The following is a 19,013-nucleotide window of genomic DNA, read 5'->3' on the forward strand; positions in this document are numbered from 1 at the left end:
GACGTCGGAAGTCAGATGTCTGAGGGTTCCCTTACGCATCCCACACCAGGTATTCAATGGGTGTTGGATTGTAGGCATTACAGGGATTGTTTAACTGCGGGCAGTTGGAAATTAATACGTATACATCGACCAAGGCCTTTAACTCCACGTATTTACCTGCACCGGAAATACCGTCTGCAAAACTCAAACCTCCGTCTTCGGTCACCGGCACATTCATAAAGAAATTAATATTGTGGCTTATGTCGCGCTTGCTCAAACCGTATTCAGGTTTCTCTGCGATCGCTAACATCCAACTATCTCGACACGCGTGCATACAGCGCTTTTCCAGATCGTAACGCACGCTATTACTCTCCGTGGCACAGGCGCCGCCGAGGGTGTCATGACGACCGCAGGTGTCGGCCACAATCTCGAGCATGGCGCGATTTTCATTACTGCGCAGCAGCGAGCCCGCCGTCAAATACACATTGTGTTGTTCGCGAATGGTATCGGTGGCGCTGTATCGCTCAGCGGGATTGTCCGCACAAAAAAATAGGGTATCGGCAGCCTGATTGCCCTCTAAATCGAGAAGACGGAATGTTTGGCCGGCATCAACTTTACCTAAATAGTAATCCCCCGCCCAAACCACTTCGCGAAACACCGCGTCGTCTACTAACAAACTACTTTCTCTAATCATGTTACGGCCCTCCCCTCAGCTGCCTAAATAGTACAGTGCGTTGTTTTTAAAACCGCGACGGTTTTCATCACAGTGATTCAAGCACACATCGTCTTCTGTCATCGGCGCAGCGAGACCCAACTCAATACCAATACGGTGGCGAGGATACTGCGCATCATGTCGAAGTGGATGCGGACAGGCGTGAACGACAACCAGAGTATCCATTTCAAAACGCAGGGTGACACTGCTGCCCGCTTCACTTGGATTCGAAGCCAGGGACATATCGCCTTCGGCGTCGGTAATCACCGTGCTAAACCAGTTGATATTGGCCGCCATATCCGCAGCACCTAAACCGTATTTAGCCAGCTCTGTTAGGAATGCATCGTAACCATTTTGATGCCACTCGTTGCGATCATTTTGATAATCCCGCGCACCCCAGCGATCAGCCACATGGCTGGCGTGGGTATTACCGCAGACGGTGTCGTGCCAACCGTGATCGTCCGCAATCACCGAGGCAAAAATCCGCCCCATATCTGAGTACAGGCAATGGCCTTTGGTCAGCTTAAAGGTGTGCTGGCATTTCAAGGTGTCTGGCGCGTTATAGCGCTCCAATAAATTTCGTGGATTGTAAAACAACATACCGGCATTGCCGCCGCCATCGATATCGCGCAGGGTAAGCTGTGTACCGCGCCGCGCCTCAAATGACCAATGCCCTCCGGCGGGCAACTCGGTTTGATAATTTTGCATTTTAAACGTGCTCCACCTGACTTTTTACAGCCAGGCTCTGGTCAATTTCATCGAGTAATTCCTGCTCACAAGCGCCCACTGGCAGGTCATAGGTTATCCCCGCTCCGTAGGCGTTGGGTGCCTGCGCATCCACTCGACGCTTATCAAATACCCACAGCCGTGTGCCCAAATGAAAACCCTCTTTTAAGTCGTGGGTCACCATAAAGACGGTGAGCTTATGCTTGCGCCATAGATCCAATACCAGCTCATGCATGTCGGCACGAATACCCGGATCTAGCGCACCAAAGGGTTCGTCTAATAGTAAAATTCGAGGCTTTAAAATTAAGGCCTGCGCGATGGCCAAGCGCTGTCGCATACCGCCCGACAACTCATCGGGGAAGCTATGTTGCATATGACTTAGACCGACAATGTTTAGTAATTCAGCGGCCTCCTGACGAGCAGCCCTTTTTGCCCCGCCCCATAAAAAACCTAAGCGTGTTTTTTCAAAAACACGGGCGATTACTACATTTTCTAAAACGCTTAAGTGGGGAAAGACCGAATACTGCTGAAAAACCACACCGCGATTTGCATCCGGCTCCGACGGTATCGGCTTGCCATCTAATAAAATACTGCCCTGCGACGGCGTTTCTGTACCCAGCAGCATTTTCAAAAAAGTGCTTTTCCCGCAGCCGGACGCGCCGACCAAGGTAATAAACTCACCTTCTTTTACCGTGGCAGAAATGTTTTCCAAAATGACATTGTCGCCATAGCGCTTCCAAATATTTTTAATCTCGATCATGACTTGCCCTCCTGCTGCGCATGCCAGGGAAAGGCAAAACGGCTCAGTTGGGCGAGTAAATAATCAATCGTGAATGCCAAGACAGTGACCCACGCGACGTAGGGCAAAATGACATCCATAGACAAGTAACGGCGAACTAGAAACACGCGATAGCCCAGACCGTCGGTTGAGGCAATTGCTTCGGCTGCGATTAAGAACAACCACGCAGAACCAAGTGACAAGCGCACTGCATCGATCAGCCTAGGCATCAATTGCGGAATCAAAACCCGCAAGATAATTTGTCCGCTATTGGCACCCAGGGTTTGGGCTTTAACCAATTGTTCTCGGGGAATTTCCAAGGTTCGCTTTTGGATATCTCTGGCAATAAAAGGTGTAACACCAATGGCAATCAGTGCCACCTTTGACACTTCACCCAAACCAAACACAATAAACAAAACCGGTAAAAGGGCCATCGGCGGTACCAGCGACACCACGGTAAGCAAGGGCGCGAAGCTGGCATTTAAAACCGGCAATGCGCCCGTCATTAATCCAAAGAACATACCCAGCGATGCTGCTATTAGCATGCCCAGACCCAAGCGACGGAGGCTACTCACGGTATCCTGCCAAAACAGGTAATCGCCGCTGCGCTTACTGGGTTCAAATGCGAGACGCTGAATAGCGTCGCCCATTTGCGAGAAACTAGGGAGCAACTTATCGGCAGCGTTTTCTGCCAGCCGCGCATCTGACGCTGAAATATACAGCAGAATAATTGCCGCGAAGGGCAGCAGAGCTAAGCCGATTCGCCATATTCTCGAGGGTGTAAAATTGATAAGTCGCTTCATAGGTTTCTTGCCTTGTTGACTGTAATTCTTGTGTAAGCTGCTTTGCTCATTTGTGCGGCGATTTTGCGTCGCTCATCGCCGCACAAATGGCGCTCTACAGCCTTACAACTTACCGTCTGCGGCCATTTGCATAAAGCTCGGGTCAAAGCGGAATTTAATATTTTCACTATTGCCGTATACACCGGCAGGTGTCTCGATACCGATAAATCCCGCGTCCGGCGCGCCGTCACCCAAAAGGCCGTGGGCGAAGGAGAACTCAGCAACATTTTTCATGGTGGTTTTTAGCGCTGCGCTGTTAGTAAATTCAACAGCACTGGCTGGGGTATAAAACATTTTTGTGCTCGCTAGTTGCGATTCATAACCAGCTAAATCGGTGCCAGATGCCGTACCCATTGCGGTCCGCGCAGCAATACCAGCTTTACCCGCGTCACTCATGGTCGCCATAATTTCGTACCACGCGCCGGTTAAGGCCTTACCTAGGTTTGGATTGGCTTTTAGCACATCGGTGTTAATCACCAGCAAGTCGATGATTTCGCCTGGAATTTGCGAGGAATCGAATACTTTGTTCGAACCCGGCATACTCATGATTTCGCTTAGCAGCGGATTCCAAGTTGCTACCGATGTCACGCCGGCAGTTGGGAAGACAGCGACCATATCGGCGTCAGATGTGTTTACCACAGTGACGTCAGACTCGCTCATACCCACGCTTTCTAAGCCGCGCGCCAGCAAGTAATGAGAAACACTGAGTTCGACCAAATTAACTTTCTGGCCTTTGATGTCTTTTAGGTCTTTATAACCTTTCAACACCACGCCGTCGTTGCCGTTAGAGAAGTCACCCACGATCAGCGCAGTACTATCCACGCCGCCCGCAGCGGGAATGGTTAGCGCGTCCATATTGGTCATGGCACAGGCCGCAAACTCGCCTGTGGTGTACTGGTTAATGGATTCGATGTAATCATTGATCTGCACAACCTCAATATCGAGATCGTATTTTTTAGCCCATTTATCCACGATCTTTTGCTCGGCGCCGTAGCCCCAAGGCATCCAACCCACGTAGATAGACCAGCAGATTTTAAAGCTGTCAGTAGCAGCAGAAGAGAATGACGAGAACGTCAGGGTAAGTAGTAAAGCGGCAATTCGCTTCATAGGTAAACCTCCAGCGGTTTTACACAGATTCATAGAGCACTCCTGGCGAATATCGCCGATCGTCTCCCGGGCTTTTGTCCCGCCGTGTAACCTTGTGATTTAGCATAGCTGCTAGCATCGCCGAAGGTCGAAAGCTCTCGGACCAGTCATCTCAAATTATCTGAGATCGGAACCCTAGCTTTCCATTTCTAAATTGTAGGTCGTCCAATGTCACCAAGAGTGCGGACATTAGCACTAATACAGGTTTCGTGCCAAGCCCCGCATATCCAGCTATACCGGCGATCGAGAATGAAGCAAAGCAATCTCCTTATTCGCGGCCCTCAATAACGCACCAAAATAAATCAGACCACGCACCAAAGTAAATCACAACTTGAGCTTGAGGAAGCATTGCTAAAATAGACTTACAAAAAAATGCCGGGCACTGAAGGCCCGGCAAAGGGTTGCGTTACCTTAAAAATTGTATCTAAAGTTAACTCCTATCTCTCGTTCAGCGTTCATACTGATCTGACGATAGGTGGATGAGCGTGTTTCCCCTTCAGCCGTTTGAAATGTAGGGGGCTGAAGTACTTGGACACCAATATTGGCCGCCTCTATTTCACGTGAAAGCACAACTTCTTTGTCGAATACGTTTTTAGCGTACAACATAACTGACCACTTACCCTCTGGATCTCTGACACCGGTATATAGATTCAGAATATCGTATCTACCTACATCATCTATATCGTTGCTGGGATCATTTTTCGACGCACCGTACATGGTCAGCAGACCTCGAACAAATACTTCTTTTCCAGCTACATCATAGCTATATGATGTAGTTAACGTTGTCGTCCAATCTGGGGCAAAATTAGAGGAGTAACTAACATTACAAGACCCTACGTTTTGATTACCCGTTGCCGTATCAATATCGGCAACCGTCGGGGCGGTAGCGCCAGAATCAGGGCGTCCGTCAACAGGAGCATAGTCATTACAAGGAATTAGACCGTTGTCGATTTCCCCTTTTGCGTAACTCATCAAGGCGCCAACATTCCAGTTAGGAGTCACTTGATAACGAGATTCCACCTCCAAGCCGTAGACATTGACTGGCACCGCGGCAACAAAATTGAATTGCTCTACTGAACGCACACCATTTGAATCGGTAGACACATAGTTAACTCCACTACCGCCTGAGCGATAGGGATAGTTATCAAACGTTTGATAAAACGCAGCCACATTCAGCTGCAAACGATCATCCATTGACGAAGACTTAACACCAATCTCAATCGATTCTGACTCTTCAGGGTCTAGCGTAATAAAACTGTTCTCTAGGTCACTACGCGCAAAGCTAAAGTTTCCAACCGCGCTAACACCTGGGCGCCAGGAGTTACCCACAGTGACATAACTCATGACGTCTTCGGTCACATAGTACTTCGCCGAAATTAAGTATATAAACTCATTCCAGTCTTCATCACGCGTCGCAATTATACGCCCAGACACCTTTGTGGAATCCTCATCGTGATAGCTGATGTACCGCCATCCTGCAGATAGCTCGGTGGCATCATTAAACTTCCAGGTGAAATTGGCGAACAGCGATTTTTCTACCGATTCCCTTCTACGCTCTACCGGCGTTCCGTTCACCACAGCCAAGCCGCCACCTGCAAATGCGGGAAGAAATACAGAAGTTTGCTGGATCAAATCTGTATCGGGATTATTTTTCTGGTACAAGATACCGGCAACATAATCAAACGCATCATTGATTAATTCAGCTGAAGAGACTCTCAATTCGTGGGTAAAACCTGAGGTATCGGTCTCTAGTTCTTGACCTACATTAGACAAGCGAGGATCTGATCCCGGACCGAAAAACACATCACCAGTATCACCTACGTCTTTTCGATCGATGTTCATATTGGTTAACGCGCCAACATAATTCCAGCGAAGTCCCGCATTTTCCCACTCTACCTCTAATCCAGCACGCTCAATATCCTGCTCTGATTTTTGACCAATATCACTCACCGCTTTTCTATCGCTGGCGCTAAAATCGCCCTGCGCTGGTGCCGCTATCGTAGCATCTTCATAATTTGCAGATTCAACTTGGGTAAAACTTAATCGGTCCGGGGTAATCCGCTGATACATCAGATTCATTTCTAAGGTATCGACAGGAGAATAGCGAAGAGAGAAACGATAGCCCTTACCTTCGTATTCAGACGACTTATTACTGTTGATACTATCGACGCGGTTATCGTCATTCTGTTCATAGAAGCCAGCAATCCGAAGTGCGAGTACATCTTCAATTATTGGCTGATTCACCGCAAAACGTCCGTTGCGACCTCCGATATTATTTACTGTACTATCAATGTAGCCACCAAACGCCTGCATATCAGGCCGTTCAGTTTGTATAGTGATTGCACCCGACGGAGATGCGCGCCCACGAAGCGTGCCCTGAGGTCCACGCAGAACTTCAATCTGACCAATATCAAAGGTAGCTTGCATAGCTGCTAACGAGTTTATTGGTGCGTCATTCAAGTAAAACTCAACGGTGGGATCAAAGCCACTGGCGAAGGTATCAAACCGCACCCCACGCACAGACGCATTCGGAGCAATAGAATCTTCCTGTAACGTCAAGCCAGCAACTATCGAAGATAGATCTTCAAGCTTTCTTACGTTTAACTGTTGCAACGTTTCTGATGACACCGCATTCACTGACAATGGGACATCTTGAGCAGTTTCAGACTTTCTTCTTGCGGTGACATACACTTCTTCGATTTCTACATTCTTAACAGATTTCACACCGGTATTTTCTTGCGAGAATACTGAATTTCCGCCTAAGATTAAAAGTGGTGTTAATGCAATAAATGTTAATTTGTCAATCTGGCCTTTTTGCATGGGCTGCAAAAATAAACTCTTCAGCTTTCGCATCTCTTCTACTCCGTGCGACACAATGTCGTCAATTATTATTTAGCTGCTCGCTACATACGGATGTACTCCGTCACTTGGTGACATCAATTTTGGCTCAATCAGAAAACTCCAACCGATTCAAAACATCCGCTTACAACAGCTGCCCAACTACTACGGCAGCTCACAGTAAAGAGTAGAAAACTGAATCGAACCTGAAATGGGTTAAAATTCTGTAATACTTCAGTTAAAAATAAGCGCAAACCTAATTAAAGCAGCGGAATGTGCACATAGCGATTACGAGAGTTTTAGCAATCGATATCTAATTTGCACTGCGGCAAAAGCGATTGGCGAGGCCAGGGAAAAAGACGACGGTACACGTTGTAACATGGCGGCACTAATCACGATTGCTTTTCAGCCTATAGGCCAGTTGACCATAACTCTAAATCCACCTCGCTCACTAACCGCCCCCAGCTGAACGGAGGCATCGTGAAGCTCTGCAATACGCTGCACAATCGACAGACCTAAGCCAACACCATTAGCGCGCTGACCAGCGGGACGAAAGAAGCGCTCGCTCAATCGTTGATACACATCGGAAGGCAGCGGCGAACATGCATTTTCGATCACCAATTCAACATCGCTTTCAGATTGCTTTATGGCGATTCCCACCACACTTCCTGCATCTGCGTACTTAAAGGCATTGGCTATTAAATTACGCAATAACACCCGCATCCACTCCGCATTGCCCGTCAAGCTAATCGCTGGCGCAAAATCCATATCCAGCTCTAAGTCACGGTCGTGGGCGATGCCTCCCATATCAGCAATCACATCGAGCAGGAGTTCACTTACATCGAAGTGATTGCGTTTAAATTCTTGGTCGGGATCAAGGCGCGCCAAGGTCAATAATTGCTGCACTGTATCTGCCGAGCGACGCACACGGGTTTCTATGCCATGCAACATACTGCGCGTGGCAGTATCGGTCTCAAGTCGAAGGCAGCGCTGCACCTCGGCCTTAATTGCGGACAATGGTGTTTGCAGTTCGTGAGCGGCGTTAGCGGTAAACCGGCTTTCGCTGGCGAGCGCTCTTTCCAAACGCTCTAATAAGCCGTTTAACGCGTTTACGACCGGACGGAGTTCTCTCGGAATATCGTCGATATTGAGTGGTGTCATTGCATGCGGGTTACGCGCGGCGATATCTTCCGCCAAAACTTGTAGTGGCGCCAAACCGCGCTCTACACCGACAATTAAAAATCCCGCCGTTAATGGCATTGCAATTAAAAGCGGTAGCACTATTTGCCAGAAAGTAGCCGCGCCATTCCTTCTTGCATGTTCTAAATCCACCCCCACAGCCAGCCAGACATTAAACGCTGGAAGATGACGGTAAATGATACGCCACTCCGAACTGTCATCATCGCGGGCCACTATTTTAGTTATTAAACCCGTGCTTTCCGGTTTGGGTAATCGTTGAGAGTTTTCACTCAGCTGAATATTACTTTCGCCAAACCACAGGTTTATTACCTGCTCCTGCCCCTCATTGAATCCTGTCATCCTCGCAAAGGGATTGCTCTCAGAATGAGTCGCTCTGTTTTGAAAATAATGTCGTACTTGTGGGTCACCTAGCACCGCCTCTATCGTGTGCTGCCCCATATCCGCGTAGCGTATTAGGCGCTCATCAATTTGTTTGAGCACCACGCTACGAGAGTGCAACACCGTGAGCACAACAGCAAATAGCCAGATCAATAGAATCAAACTGAGCAATATAGTGAGTAGGCGACGACGCAGTGAAATAGCCATCAGCGAAACCGATATCCAACACCGCGCATTGTTTCTATTCGCTCGCGACCAAAACGTTTTCGCAACCGAGATATATACACTTCTATGGTATTAGATTCGACTTCCTCGCCCCAATTATTGCTGCACTCAAGTAAGCGCGCCTTCGTCATAAAACGACCGCGATTACGCAACAACAATTCCAGCACTGCAAATTCTTTGGCGGTTAAATCGTCAACTTTCTGCCCCAAATACATCACTGAATGGCTCGCGGGATCAACCTCAATTCCCTCTGCCTTTAAGGTAGGTACTTTACTTCCACCGCGTCGCAAGAGTGATCTCACTCTGGCAAACAACTCATCCATTTCAAAAGGCTTAGTCAGGTAATCGTCGGCGCCGGCATCCAAGCCCTTTACTTTATCGTCAATGGCATCGCAAGCAGTTAACAACAAAACAGGCGTTTGTAGTTCTTCCGCACGCAGAGAAACAAGCACGTCTATACCGGATTTACCCGGCAGTCGCACATCCAAAATAAGTAAATCGTGGCTACCGGTTTTCAAGGTCGATAACACAAGACTGCCATCAGTAAACCAATCTACCGCATAGCCCTCTGCAGATAGCGCGCCTTTTACCGAGTCGCCAAGCATTTCATCGTCTTCAACTAGCAGTATTCGCACCGCCCTCTCCCACCAAGTCTATACCGTCATGATAGCCCTATTTACAACACTTTCACCAAGTACGTCTCAGACCAACAATTCCGTTATGGTACGATTTGTCTCCATCGATAAGCCACCCCAGCTCGCCACTGGCAAACCCATCGCCTGCTGCACTGTTAGGCCAATACGCGTAATCGGATCTGCGTTCCCCGCTAAATGAAAGCCCGTGCGTATACGGCCGCCGGCAGCCCCTGCAATCATGGCGGGAATACCTTCAACTGCATGGGATTTAGCGATTGAGCAATCCGAATGCGCAAGTACCAAGCAATTGTCTAGCAGCGTGCCATCGCCCTCTGGAATGCCATCTATGGCGTCAAGGAAATCACGCCAAGCCAGCATACTCTGCTGTGCAAACCACGCCACTTCTCGCTGATGGCCAAGCTTCGGATCTACCGGCTCTTCGTGAGTTAGGGTGTGATGGGTTGAACTCACCCCGGGGCGCCGCAAATTAGATGCGGTGTCTGAAAATAAAACATTAAAGACTTTGGTCTGATTACACTGCAGAGCCCGCGCCAACAGACCAGCCATAATGCGATGGTTTTCCAATACATTCGAGATTTCCGAATCAACCGCAGCTTCATTGGGCGAATTTGGTAGGAGAAAATTTTGCACCGGCGCAGGGGGTTGTAATTGCAGCGCCAGTTTTTGCTCCAACTCGCGAACCGAGGTGAAGTATTCATCCAATCGCTGACGGTCTTCCGCTCCGACTGCCCGCATCAAGGCCTGACGCTCTTCCTGCACGGCTGAGAGCACACTTTTGTGCACCATATAGTTAGGATCCGGTGTAAACGTCGCATTGTTCGGGTTTTGGAAGCCCTCGCCAAATAGGCGTTGATACAACGCTAAGGGCGAGGTTTCACTGGGGTTCGGCGAACCCGCGTCCCGATAAGAATACGATCGCTGTATACCCGCCGAACACACTTCTACCGATCTAAAACGCGTATCGGCAATCGCATCAGCAATAAGCACATCAAAGGTTGGCGCCTTCACTTGACGGTCTGGCACCGGAATACCGGTGCGCAATCCGAAACATCCTGTCACATGCGGTTTATTCGGTACACCGTCGAGTTTGACATCAAAACCACTTAGCAGCGCAAGCTTTTCTCGATAGCGCTCGATAGGCTGCAAGTGGGCCGGCATAACGTATTCTCTCCCCGTTTGCTCAGGCACCCATAGCTCTGGAATATGACCACATCCCCAAATCCATGTCCCAAATCGCACCGGAATTCTTTGCCCTGTGGCCGCCATAGCCTTGCCGGAATCATTGAGAAAGCAATTTAGCAATGGCAGGCCCATACCGACCATCGCACCTTGAAGACTGCCACGCAAAAAACTACGTCTAGATAACTTAGCCATTTTCATTACTCCGATCTGTCTGCTAGTTCCGCAATGTGTTCTTGATGGGCTGCAATAGCGAAGAAATTTTTGCTCAGTGCAATAGTTCGCATCAATTCAGGGACGCGATAATTGTGCTCTTCAAATTTCGCAATCAGATAATCCATATAGCTGCGTTCGTACCACACCGTGTCTCTTCCCACAGCAAAGCGATACATCTTTTCAGCTAGACAACGCGGCGTTTCAGAATGCTGACTCAAGGCGACACCAAACTCGGATGGTTTCGAGAAATCCAAACCATCAAGAGAACCACTGGCATCAATTTCTGCACCGTTTTCAAGTTGACGCCAACTTCCCAAGCCATCAAAATTCTCCAAAGCAAAGCCCGGTGGATCCATAATTTTATGGCATCCGGCGCAGGCTGCTTGGCTATTGTGAGCCCATAGACGATCGCGGGCAGTAGGCATAGGATTACCCTCAGGGTCATCTATGGCACTGAAGTCGACGTCTGGCGGTGGATCAGGTACCTCTTGGCAAAGAAACACTTCGCGAATCGCTGCACCTCTTAAGGTAGGGGATGAGCGACCAGGGTGTGAGTGCAAACCAAGAAACGAAACGTGAGTTTGAATTCCCGCTCGGCCGCTTTCAATAGGGAATTCGGTCTTTTCCCATCCGCTCCGCGACGGCACTGGAAGACGGTAGACAACGCCCAAGGCCCGCGTTAAAAACGTCTCTCGGGTAGTAAATAAATCTCGGTAATCGCCGTGTCGTTCAAGCAATTGATAAGTGATTGTGCGCAGAGTTTGCTCCTGCGCATCGGCTGCCACTTTTGAATTAAACGCGGGATAAATTTCACTATCTTTCGCTAGATCGTCAAAAAGATCAAACTCGAGCATATCAGTGAAGAATGCGCGCACGGCCAACTCAAACTTGTCTGAGGACTGCAGACGTCTGACCTGCACTTCTACACCACTTGGCGTATCTAGCTCGCCATCTTTGGCTGCCCGTAACAGCTCTTGGTCAGGGGTAGAGTTCGTTAAAAAGTAACTCAATCGAGTGGCTTTTGAATACGCATCCAACTGCCTTACACCGTTGCTATCCTGATCTACACGTTCAATTCGAAACGTAAATTCCGGCGCCGTCATTAATCCGACCAAACCGTATTTCAAGCCGGCATAAAAATCACCTAGATGCGCACTTCCCTGCTTTACGGCATCGACATAACGCGCTATCTGCGCATCGCTCAATGGCCGTCTAAATAATTTTTCACCGTATTTTTTTACAAAATCAGTAGCGCAGTTTTCGTCAAATTCACTCACATTCTCCGGTGCACAACTTAGATATTTGTCGCGCCTCTCGGCCGCCAAAATATAATCGGCAACGCCTCTGGCGGCCGAGTCATATTGCTCCAAGCTAAATGGTGATATGCCCGCCTCACCCGTGCCGACCGAAATTAAACCATCGCTTCGCAATGCTCGGCCAAAACGGGCCACCACCGGTACATCGCTGCCGAAAATATCTGCAACGGTAGCGTGATACTGGGAATCCGTTAAGCGCCTAAGTAGTGGCGGACCACCGACCGGCTCTGGTTCTGATAGTGCATCTCGACTGCCGTAATCGCCACAGCCAGATATGACAGAAAGAAGCACAAAAGGAATAATAAAGAGTCGCTTAGTAATCACTGCCGTACTCCCTGGATTGTTTCAAACCGGAATTTGCACTTTCGGTTTCAATGTCGACGATGAAGGCGGGAATAGCGCTAAACCGATATTGGGTGGAGATAGCCGTAAACTTACCTGTCTGCGGATCTGGTCGTGCGTCGGCGTTTTTATAAAGCGCGTGATATACACCATGACAAGTGTGCCCTAAAACATGCGCAGCACCGTTTGCAGAGCCTTGACGAAGCGCTAAGGGCGCCAATTGGCCGTCAACCGCCATAGCGTTTCGGTAACCGTACTGAACATCGTACAGCGCTTCCACAGGGGTATAGCCAGCCAAAATACCAGTAAGGCTGCCGTCGTCGCTGAAGCTAGCTTGCAGGCGAGCATCCAATAACGGCCGCTCAAGCTTCATGCTGTTCACCACGCTGTGAAAACGAACATCCACCGGATCTGTGGTCAGCACACCCGCCACAATTCGCCCCGTAGTGCTTCCTCGAAAATCAGCGCTTTGATCTTTTGCGTATGTCGCAAATGCCAATGGCACACGCGCGGCACTGAGCTGGATCGGGTCTGCATTCGCAGAGATTGTTACGTCGACATGCTCATCGTTGTAAATATCATCGACGTTGCTCAGTTCAAATACGATGCCCCAAGATCCAGCTAACATTTCAATTTTAAAGCCATTAGACTGCCCGGTAGACTGGAAGGAACGGCTACAACCCACAGTGCGATAAAACTGATTATCTACGCCGTTGCTGCCGGCCTGGTCATTGAAGTCCTCGGGACTATTTTTACCATCTAAATCAATACCCTCGACGACAAAGCCTGAACCCTGAACAGTTTTAAAGTACGGGTCAGGACTCCCAGCCTCCGGGTTTTGACATAGGTCTTGACCATTTTCTGCAGTACCTAGTGCTTTAGCTGCTGCCTGCAAGCGCTTTTCAAACTTCGCCTCAGACTCATTCTGGCGCCGTTTTGCACCGGATTCCAATATGTAGATCTCCTGCAAATTGCGGGCAAGCCCATCGGGGCAGGCGCCCGTCTCCTCTGCATCGGGTCCTAGTGCATAGGCAAATTCAGAAACCACAAATCCCAGTGTGCCGTTCTGAATAGCGGCATCAGCCCAGGTAAGTGGTGCGCACAGCGATAAAATAAATATAAAGGTCTTATTCATCTAATTATTCCTCAGCGTTGCACTTTGACTTGCTCTGGAGAAACAGCGCCGGCCCTATTATTAAAATTTGCCCTCAAATACGTGCTGACAGCGGCAATATCGACATCGGACAGACGCTTACCAAACATTTTCATCGGGCTTCTATCTACAGAGAACGGCGGCCCAGGTAGGTGCGGACCATAGAGAATGACGTTAATCAGTGATGCGGGATCCGCCGCCTGCACAATGGGGTTTTGGTGCAGTGTTACCCCTAAGCCTTCGCTTCCAAGCCCCGTTGGCAAGTGGCATGAACCACAATGCACCGTATAAACAATTTCCCCTTCTGCCAATTGTTCAGCCGTGCCTTCACTGCCACTTGGCGGTGATTTAGCAGGTAAACTTTTTATATACTCCGCCATTGCCAGTAAATCTTGCTCCGAAAGATAACTGCTTGAGTGCATCACAACCTCACGCATTGGCCCATGCACTATTGCCAGCGGGTTCTTGCCAGTTTTGAGAAACGCCGCAATATCAGTCTTGCTCCAGCTAGCAAGCCCGGTATCTGCGCTGGTTAAATTGACCGCTGACCAACGCCGGTAATGCCCCAGCTTTGTTTTATCTTCTTGAATACCACCACTCAAGGCCCACGCTTCTTTTTCAGCGCCCAATACATTGCGCGGTGTGTGGCATGCGCCGCAGTGACCCGGTCCCTCAACGAGATAGGCACCGCGATTCCACTCCTCGGACGAATCCATGTTTGGCTCAAAAGTCTGAGCGTCGTGAAATAGCCACTTCCATCCGGCTAGCAATAATCGCTGGTTATAGGGAAAACGAAGCTCATTCGCTTTGGCGGTGGCTGAAATGGGCTTTAACTCTTGTACAAACAAAAACAAAGACGCGATGTCGTCGTCTGTCAATTTGGCAAAGTCGGTATAAGGAAAAGCGGGATAAAGATGCTGCCCCATCCGGCCGACACCATATTTCATGGCTCGATAAAAATCGCCAAACTGCCACTTGCCCAAACCGGTTTCAGGGTCGGGGGTAATATTTGTCGAATAGAGCGTTCCGAAATCGGTTTTAAACGCCACACCACCCGCAAAGGGCTGACGCTCATCACTGGTGTGACAGGCATAGCAGTTTCCCGCACGCGCTAAGTACTCACCTTGTTCAAGCGATGCATTCAGCGCGTCAAGAGCCCTGGGCTCGGGATAATCACGGTCCAATACGTACACCGCAGCAAGAACAATGACGAGAAGAACAAAAGCACCGAGCGCGACCAGCGCAATATATTTATTAGTTTTTGATTCCACACCTGCACATCCAACTACCTCGGGATAGTGGCATGAAACCGCACAGGGCTGAATTGAACCTGAAATGAAGAGAAGAAAAATGCCGAGGGGAGATAAAGTGACTAGTTAAGAGAAATCAATGCATTAGACGATGTTATTGGCGGCACAATACTATCAGAACCTGAACACTATAAGGATCGACCTTAGACGCCGCCTCCCAAGCTTGTTAAATGAAAAGTGGTGCTGAAAATACCGAGAGTGAAAGCGGGCAACTTTCACACGACAAGTCGCCCGCTACTCACGACCCTAGCCTTTCTTAGGCGCGCCAAACTCACCCGGCCAACGAGAGCCGCCGATGGTGTCGGCAAAGGGCTGGAATCCGTCTGGATCTAGCGGCCCTTCGAGGGTGATACGACGATCTAAAAATATCGGCGTCCACAGATGAGCTTCGGGCTCGCTGCGCACTGGTAGCTTACTTGCCACCGGGTCCCAAGGGCTGTCGTTAAGGGTAAGTTTACCGCTCAACTTCTCCACATAGGCGGTGCCATACTTACTGTATACACGCACCACATGAGGAGGGAAGTCATAGTCAGTCGACGCCATATCGACACCGCGCAGGCACTTAATCCACCATTCATTGGTTTCAAACTCAGGCGGAATGTCGCCTTCGCCGGTAACTTGGCCGCTGTATTCTAAAAAGGTGTAACCGCGATGGGTCACGCTGGCACTGATGTAATCCATTAAACGAAAATACTTGGTTTCGCCGTAATACTTTGGCTGTCCCCAGCGCTCGTGACTACCGTAAATGGCAGCCTCCTGATCAATGGCAATACCCAAGGTATACTCACCTTCAATACCGTTGTAATTGGCATCGATATTTACCACGCAGCCATACTCAGGCTCATTGAGCACCGGAAAATTGTAAATGGTTAAGGTCACCTTCGGTGTTTTACCCGGCGTGATACCGGGCGGCAATAAAGCGGCGATACTGGCGGGGTCAGTGAGGTAACTTATTTTCAGCATTGGCCAATTCAAAATATCGCCCGGCACGCCCACTGGCTTAGTCGCATTTGTCATCATCATTTCCTCATTATTATTAGCATTTAAGATTCAGGTTTTTATTCTGCTATTCACAGCCTGCCGTTAAGCAACATAGAACTGTTGAAACCATTTACGATACTTGGCGATGGGGCCGTCGCCATCACACAGTGTTGGGTCGTCTAAATAGACTTTGTTTTCCCAAATCGGGATATCCTGCTCCACCTGATGCACGATCTCATCGCGGAAGGCATTGGCGTATAGCTTGTGCTCATCTGACTGCTGCTTAGGCATACTGAAGCTAAAGCGCATGTGCATACTCTGATCATCAATGGGGGTGACGGTACCCATCATGACGATTTCAAATAAGCGCGAGAATTTTTGATAGGTCTGCCCCGGCCCATATGACGAGGTTACCAAACGGCCCATATCAAAGTTTTCACCACTGCGGTCAATATTGCCGAACTCATCAATGGCCTCGGTTAAACTGTCCATCACTGTGCTGCGCTGATAGCCAGAGATGGTGACTTCACCCACCGGCATTTCGGGTGAGGAATGCACAGTGACAAAGTGGGCAATGTCCACCGCGTTTTCGCCAGTTTCCTGAATAATCGAATTGAATTTCCAGTCGTAGACATCCATCGGCGTCCACTCGGCGGAGTGCAGCTCAGGATGGGGTTCAACCTCCCACAGCGGCTCAATCCCTTCGGGGTGATACCACGCCCAAATCATTTGGTTACATTCCACGACCGGATAGCGGACGATGGCCTGCTTACCGTCAAACTTGGGTGGCATATTCTTCGCGTAAGGGACTTTGGTACAAAAGCCCTCGCCGTTGTATTCCCAGGCGTGGAAGGGACAGCTAATACTCTCGCCTTTTACCACGCCACCATGACCGAGATGCGCGCCCAAATGCGGGCAGTGGCCATTGAGCAACGACGCCACCCCAGATTCAGTGCGAAACAGCACCAGATCCCGGCCGAAATAGCGCAGCGGTTTTACATCGCCAATCTGTAATTGCGATGTATATTCAATCGCAAACCACCCAAATGGGATTGGTTTGTCATAACGCGTACCCATACTTTTCTCCCACACCGGCCCTACCGAATAGCATGACCATAAAAAAGGTAACCATAGTGTAAAAAAAGTATAAGGTTTCCCTTTGTAGGTCAAGTAGAGATTACAAATAGGCACATGAAAGATCATTCACTGAGCAAATGAGCGATCAAATTAGCTCGAATCGCACGTTGCTTAGCCGTTAATCGTCCAAAACTAAACAACGCAAAGCAAGCGAGCACTTTTCACCCACCGTGATCTCATATCGCAAGCACGACAAACTATCTACGACGAAATTAAGAGGTCTTGAAGTACTCCGCAACACGATATTGAAGGAGTACTAGTGCTTATAGACGATGCCGTAATGAAAACACCTCCGATAAAGTGAAATAATGAAAATGACAAAATCAACAGACGAACGACTTCACTATTTCATCGATAAACAGGAAATATTGGAGTTGCTTAATCGGTATTGCCAAGCAGCTGACAGGCATGACCACGATGCGATGCGAGCGCTCTACCATGCTGACGCCCTTGACGATCACGGGGCTTTCTTCAAGGGGCTGGCGACCGACTTTATCGACAAACTGCCTGACATTCAGGCGCCCATGGAAATACTTCACCACAATGTAACCACCGTAAATATCGAGATTGATGGCGACTACGCGGAGGGCGAAGTCTACATTCTAGCGTTCCACAAAGCAGCGGGGCCGGACGGCAGTATCGACGTGTTGATAGGTGGTCGCTATTTTGACAAGTACGAAAAGCGGGATGGCGAATGGAAATTCTCTCACCGCGTAGTGGTGGCAGACTGGGTAAATATCCAAGACCCTAGCATCGTCAACCTAGAGCATCCTTTTGTCGCTGGCTCTCATATCGGCTGCCCCGGGGCCGATGACCCTTCCTACACGTTTTTTAAACTCATTAAGCGGCAAACACCTTAAAACCATAGCGCTTTCATCATTCCAAATTCGCGATCAAGAGTTCAAGTTACTTGATTGTGATTGCAGTCCTTTGAGAAAACTCTGAAGGCGACTTTGTGCTAAGCACGTTTGCCAAAATAATGCTCGACACCTTTCGCAACACCGACGTTATCGGTCGACTAGGTGGCGATGAGTTCGTCGCCATGATCACTGACTCGGATCAACAAAACACCCAAGATATTTTAGACCGTTTGGCAAAAGCAGTAGCGGAAACCAACTCGTCCATGAACAAGCCCTACCAGATTGAATACAGCGTTGGCATAGAGCGCTTCGACTATGACACCGAGAAATCAGCTGAGGAGATGATCAAAGAGGCTGATACCGCAATGTACAAAAACAAAAAGGCGCGATAATCGAAACACTCACCGAAAAGCGATAAACACTCTATTTATCAACCCTGTGCCAAAAACGCCTCATGATAAGACACTTCACCACGGGGGTATTTATCGCTAAACGACAGCGCCTGGAAGTACTCTATCGGCGCGCCCGGATACGCTATCCCGTCAACAACCTTAAACCCAAAGCGACCATAATAAGCAGGATCGCCCAGTACCACGCAGCCAGAAGCACCCATGGATTTAAGCGCGGCGAGAGCACTATCCATTAATTTCGACCCAACGCCGCTTCTTTGCAACTCTGGAAGAACAGATATTGGCCCGAGCCCGAACCAGCCAGCAGCGCCACTCGATATAGTGACTGGGGAAATGGCAACATGGCCAATAATGTCACCACCGACTTTAGCCACATGAGATATCGTTAGCGCGCCCTCACGACGAAGCGCATCAACAACGAACTGCTCGGTATGGTCGGTGTGAGGCGCATTTAAAAATGCCCTCTCCGTAAGCTGATGTATTATTAGCGCATCACCAGCCCCTTCAGTGCAAATTTGAATATTCAGTTTCAACTCCTTCGATGGGTCAATGCCAGCATCCATTTATCTCGTCCTGAATGCTGACAATAACCTTTCCCATTTTTAACAATGCTAGGAACGACACCGCTA

The 19,013-nt window shown here is 49.1% G+C and carries 16 protein-coding genes, 1 pseudogene and 1 riboswitch; of the genes and pseudogenes, 2 read left to right on the forward strand and 15 right to left on the reverse strand.

Annotated features, from left to right (window positions below; genetic code table 11):
* Positions 1-31: 31 nt before the first annotated feature.
* From KXJ70_RS04000 to KXJ70_RS04065, 14 genes are all read right to left on the reverse strand, one after another.
* Positions 32-673, reverse strand: coding sequence for an urea amidolyase associated protein UAAP2 (locus tag KXJ70_RS04000; RefSeq protein ID WP_219042156.1), 642 nt, complete (start codon positions 671-673; stop codon positions 32-34).
* A 15-nt stretch (positions 674-688) separates the two neighbouring features.
* Positions 689-1,399, reverse strand: coding sequence for an urea amidolyase associated protein UAAP1 (locus KXJ70_RS04005; RefSeq protein ID WP_219042157.1), 711 nt, complete (start codon positions 1,397-1,399; stop codon positions 689-691).
* A 1-nt stretch (position 1,400) separates the two neighbouring features.
* Positions 1,401-2,177, reverse strand: coding sequence for an ABC transporter ATP-binding protein (locus KXJ70_RS04010; RefSeq protein ID WP_219042158.1), 777 nt, complete (start codon positions 2,175-2,177; stop codon positions 1,401-1,403).
* Positions 2,174-2,998, reverse strand: coding sequence for an ABC transporter permease (locus tag KXJ70_RS04015; protein ID WP_219042159.1), 825 nt, complete (start codon positions 2,996-2,998; stop codon positions 2,174-2,176). Before KXJ70_RS04015 ends, KXJ70_RS04010 begins: the two co-directional genes overlap by 4 nt.
* A gap of 102 nt (positions 2,999-3,100) precedes the next feature.
* Positions 3,101-4,144 (reverse strand): putative urea ABC transporter substrate-binding protein, encoded by a 1,044-nt coding sequence (locus KXJ70_RS04020; RefSeq protein ID WP_219043073.1) that lies wholly within the window; start codon positions 4,142-4,144, stop codon positions 3,101-3,103.
* Between the two features lie 61 nt (positions 4,145-4,205).
* Positions 4,206-4,333, reverse strand: a riboswitch (guanidine-I (ykkC/yxkD leader).
* Between the two features lie 261 nt (positions 4,334-4,594).
* Positions 4,595-7,036 (reverse strand): TonB-dependent receptor, encoded by a 2,442-nt coding sequence (locus KXJ70_RS04025; protein ID WP_219042160.1) that lies wholly within the window; start codon positions 7,034-7,036, stop codon positions 4,595-4,597.
* 390 nt (positions 7,037-7,426) lie between these two features.
* The gene (locus KXJ70_RS04030; protein WP_219042161.1) at positions 7,427-8,806 is read right to left on the reverse strand and encodes an ATP-binding protein; all 1,380 of its coding nucleotides are present in this window, start codon (positions 8,804-8,806) and stop codon (positions 7,427-7,429) included.
* Positions 8,806-9,459, reverse strand: coding sequence for a response regulator transcription factor (locus tag KXJ70_RS04035; RefSeq protein ID WP_219042162.1), 654 nt, complete (start codon positions 9,457-9,459; stop codon positions 8,806-8,808). The genes KXJ70_RS04030 and KXJ70_RS04035 overlap by 1 nt, the downstream gene beginning before the upstream one ends.
* Positions 9,460-9,525: 66 nt before the next feature.
* Positions 9,526-10,854, reverse strand: a complete 1,329-nt coding sequence (locus tag KXJ70_RS04040; RefSeq protein ID WP_219042163.1) for a DUF1552 domain-containing protein — start codon at positions 10,852-10,854, stop codon at positions 9,526-9,528.
* A 5-nt stretch (positions 10,855-10,859) separates the two neighbouring features.
* A complete protein-coding gene (locus KXJ70_RS04045) occupies positions 10,860-12,515 on the reverse strand; it encodes a DUF1592 domain-containing protein (protein ID WP_219042164.1) in 1,656 nt (551 codons plus the stop codon).
* Complete coding sequence (locus KXJ70_RS04050) at positions 12,505-13,668, reverse strand: hypothetical protein (protein WP_219042165.1); 1,164 nt, start codon at positions 13,666-13,668, stop codon at positions 12,505-12,507. The genes KXJ70_RS04045 and KXJ70_RS04050 overlap by 11 nt, the downstream gene beginning before the upstream one ends.
* Positions 13,669-13,679: 11 nt before the next feature.
* Positions 13,680-14,957: a c-type cytochrome gene (locus tag KXJ70_RS19530; RefSeq protein ID WP_219042166.1), complete on the reverse strand. Its 1,278-nt coding sequence runs from the start codon at positions 14,955-14,957 to the stop codon at positions 13,680-13,682.
* 285 nt (positions 14,958-15,242) lie between these two features.
* Positions 15,243-16,013 (reverse strand): acetoacetate decarboxylase family protein, encoded by a 771-nt coding sequence (locus tag KXJ70_RS04060; RefSeq protein ID WP_219042167.1) that lies wholly within the window; start codon positions 16,011-16,013, stop codon positions 15,243-15,245.
* 66 nt (positions 16,014-16,079) lie between these two features.
* Positions 16,080-17,054: a Rieske 2Fe-2S domain-containing protein gene (locus tag KXJ70_RS04065; protein ID WP_219042168.1), complete on the reverse strand. Its 975-nt coding sequence runs from the start codon at positions 17,052-17,054 to the stop codon at positions 16,080-16,082.
* 368 nt (positions 17,055-17,422) lie between these two features.
* Between KXJ70_RS04065 and KXJ70_RS04070 the strand changes: the two genes are divergently transcribed.
* Entirely contained in the window at positions 17,423-17,974 is a 552-nt protein-coding gene (locus tag KXJ70_RS04070; RefSeq protein ID WP_219042169.1) for a nuclear transport factor 2 family protein, read from the forward strand.
* 92 nt (positions 17,975-18,066) lie between these two features.
* Positions 18,067-18,366, forward strand: a pseudogene (locus KXJ70_RS04075) (GGDEF domain-containing protein); the annotation flags it as partial.
* Positions 18,367-18,404: 38 nt separating this feature from the next.
* Here the strand turns inward: KXJ70_RS04075 and KXJ70_RS04080 are convergent.
* Positions 18,405-18,947: a GNAT family N-acetyltransferase gene (locus KXJ70_RS04080; RefSeq protein ID WP_219042171.1), complete on the reverse strand. Its 543-nt coding sequence runs from the start codon at positions 18,945-18,947 to the stop codon at positions 18,405-18,407.
* Between the last annotated feature and the right edge of the window lie 66 nt (positions 18,948-19,013).

This window comes from Zhongshania aquimaris, assembly GCF_019312595.1.
GTDB classification, from domain to species: domain Bacteria; phylum Pseudomonadota; class Gammaproteobacteria; order Pseudomonadales; family Spongiibacteraceae; genus Spongiibacter; species Spongiibacter aquimaris.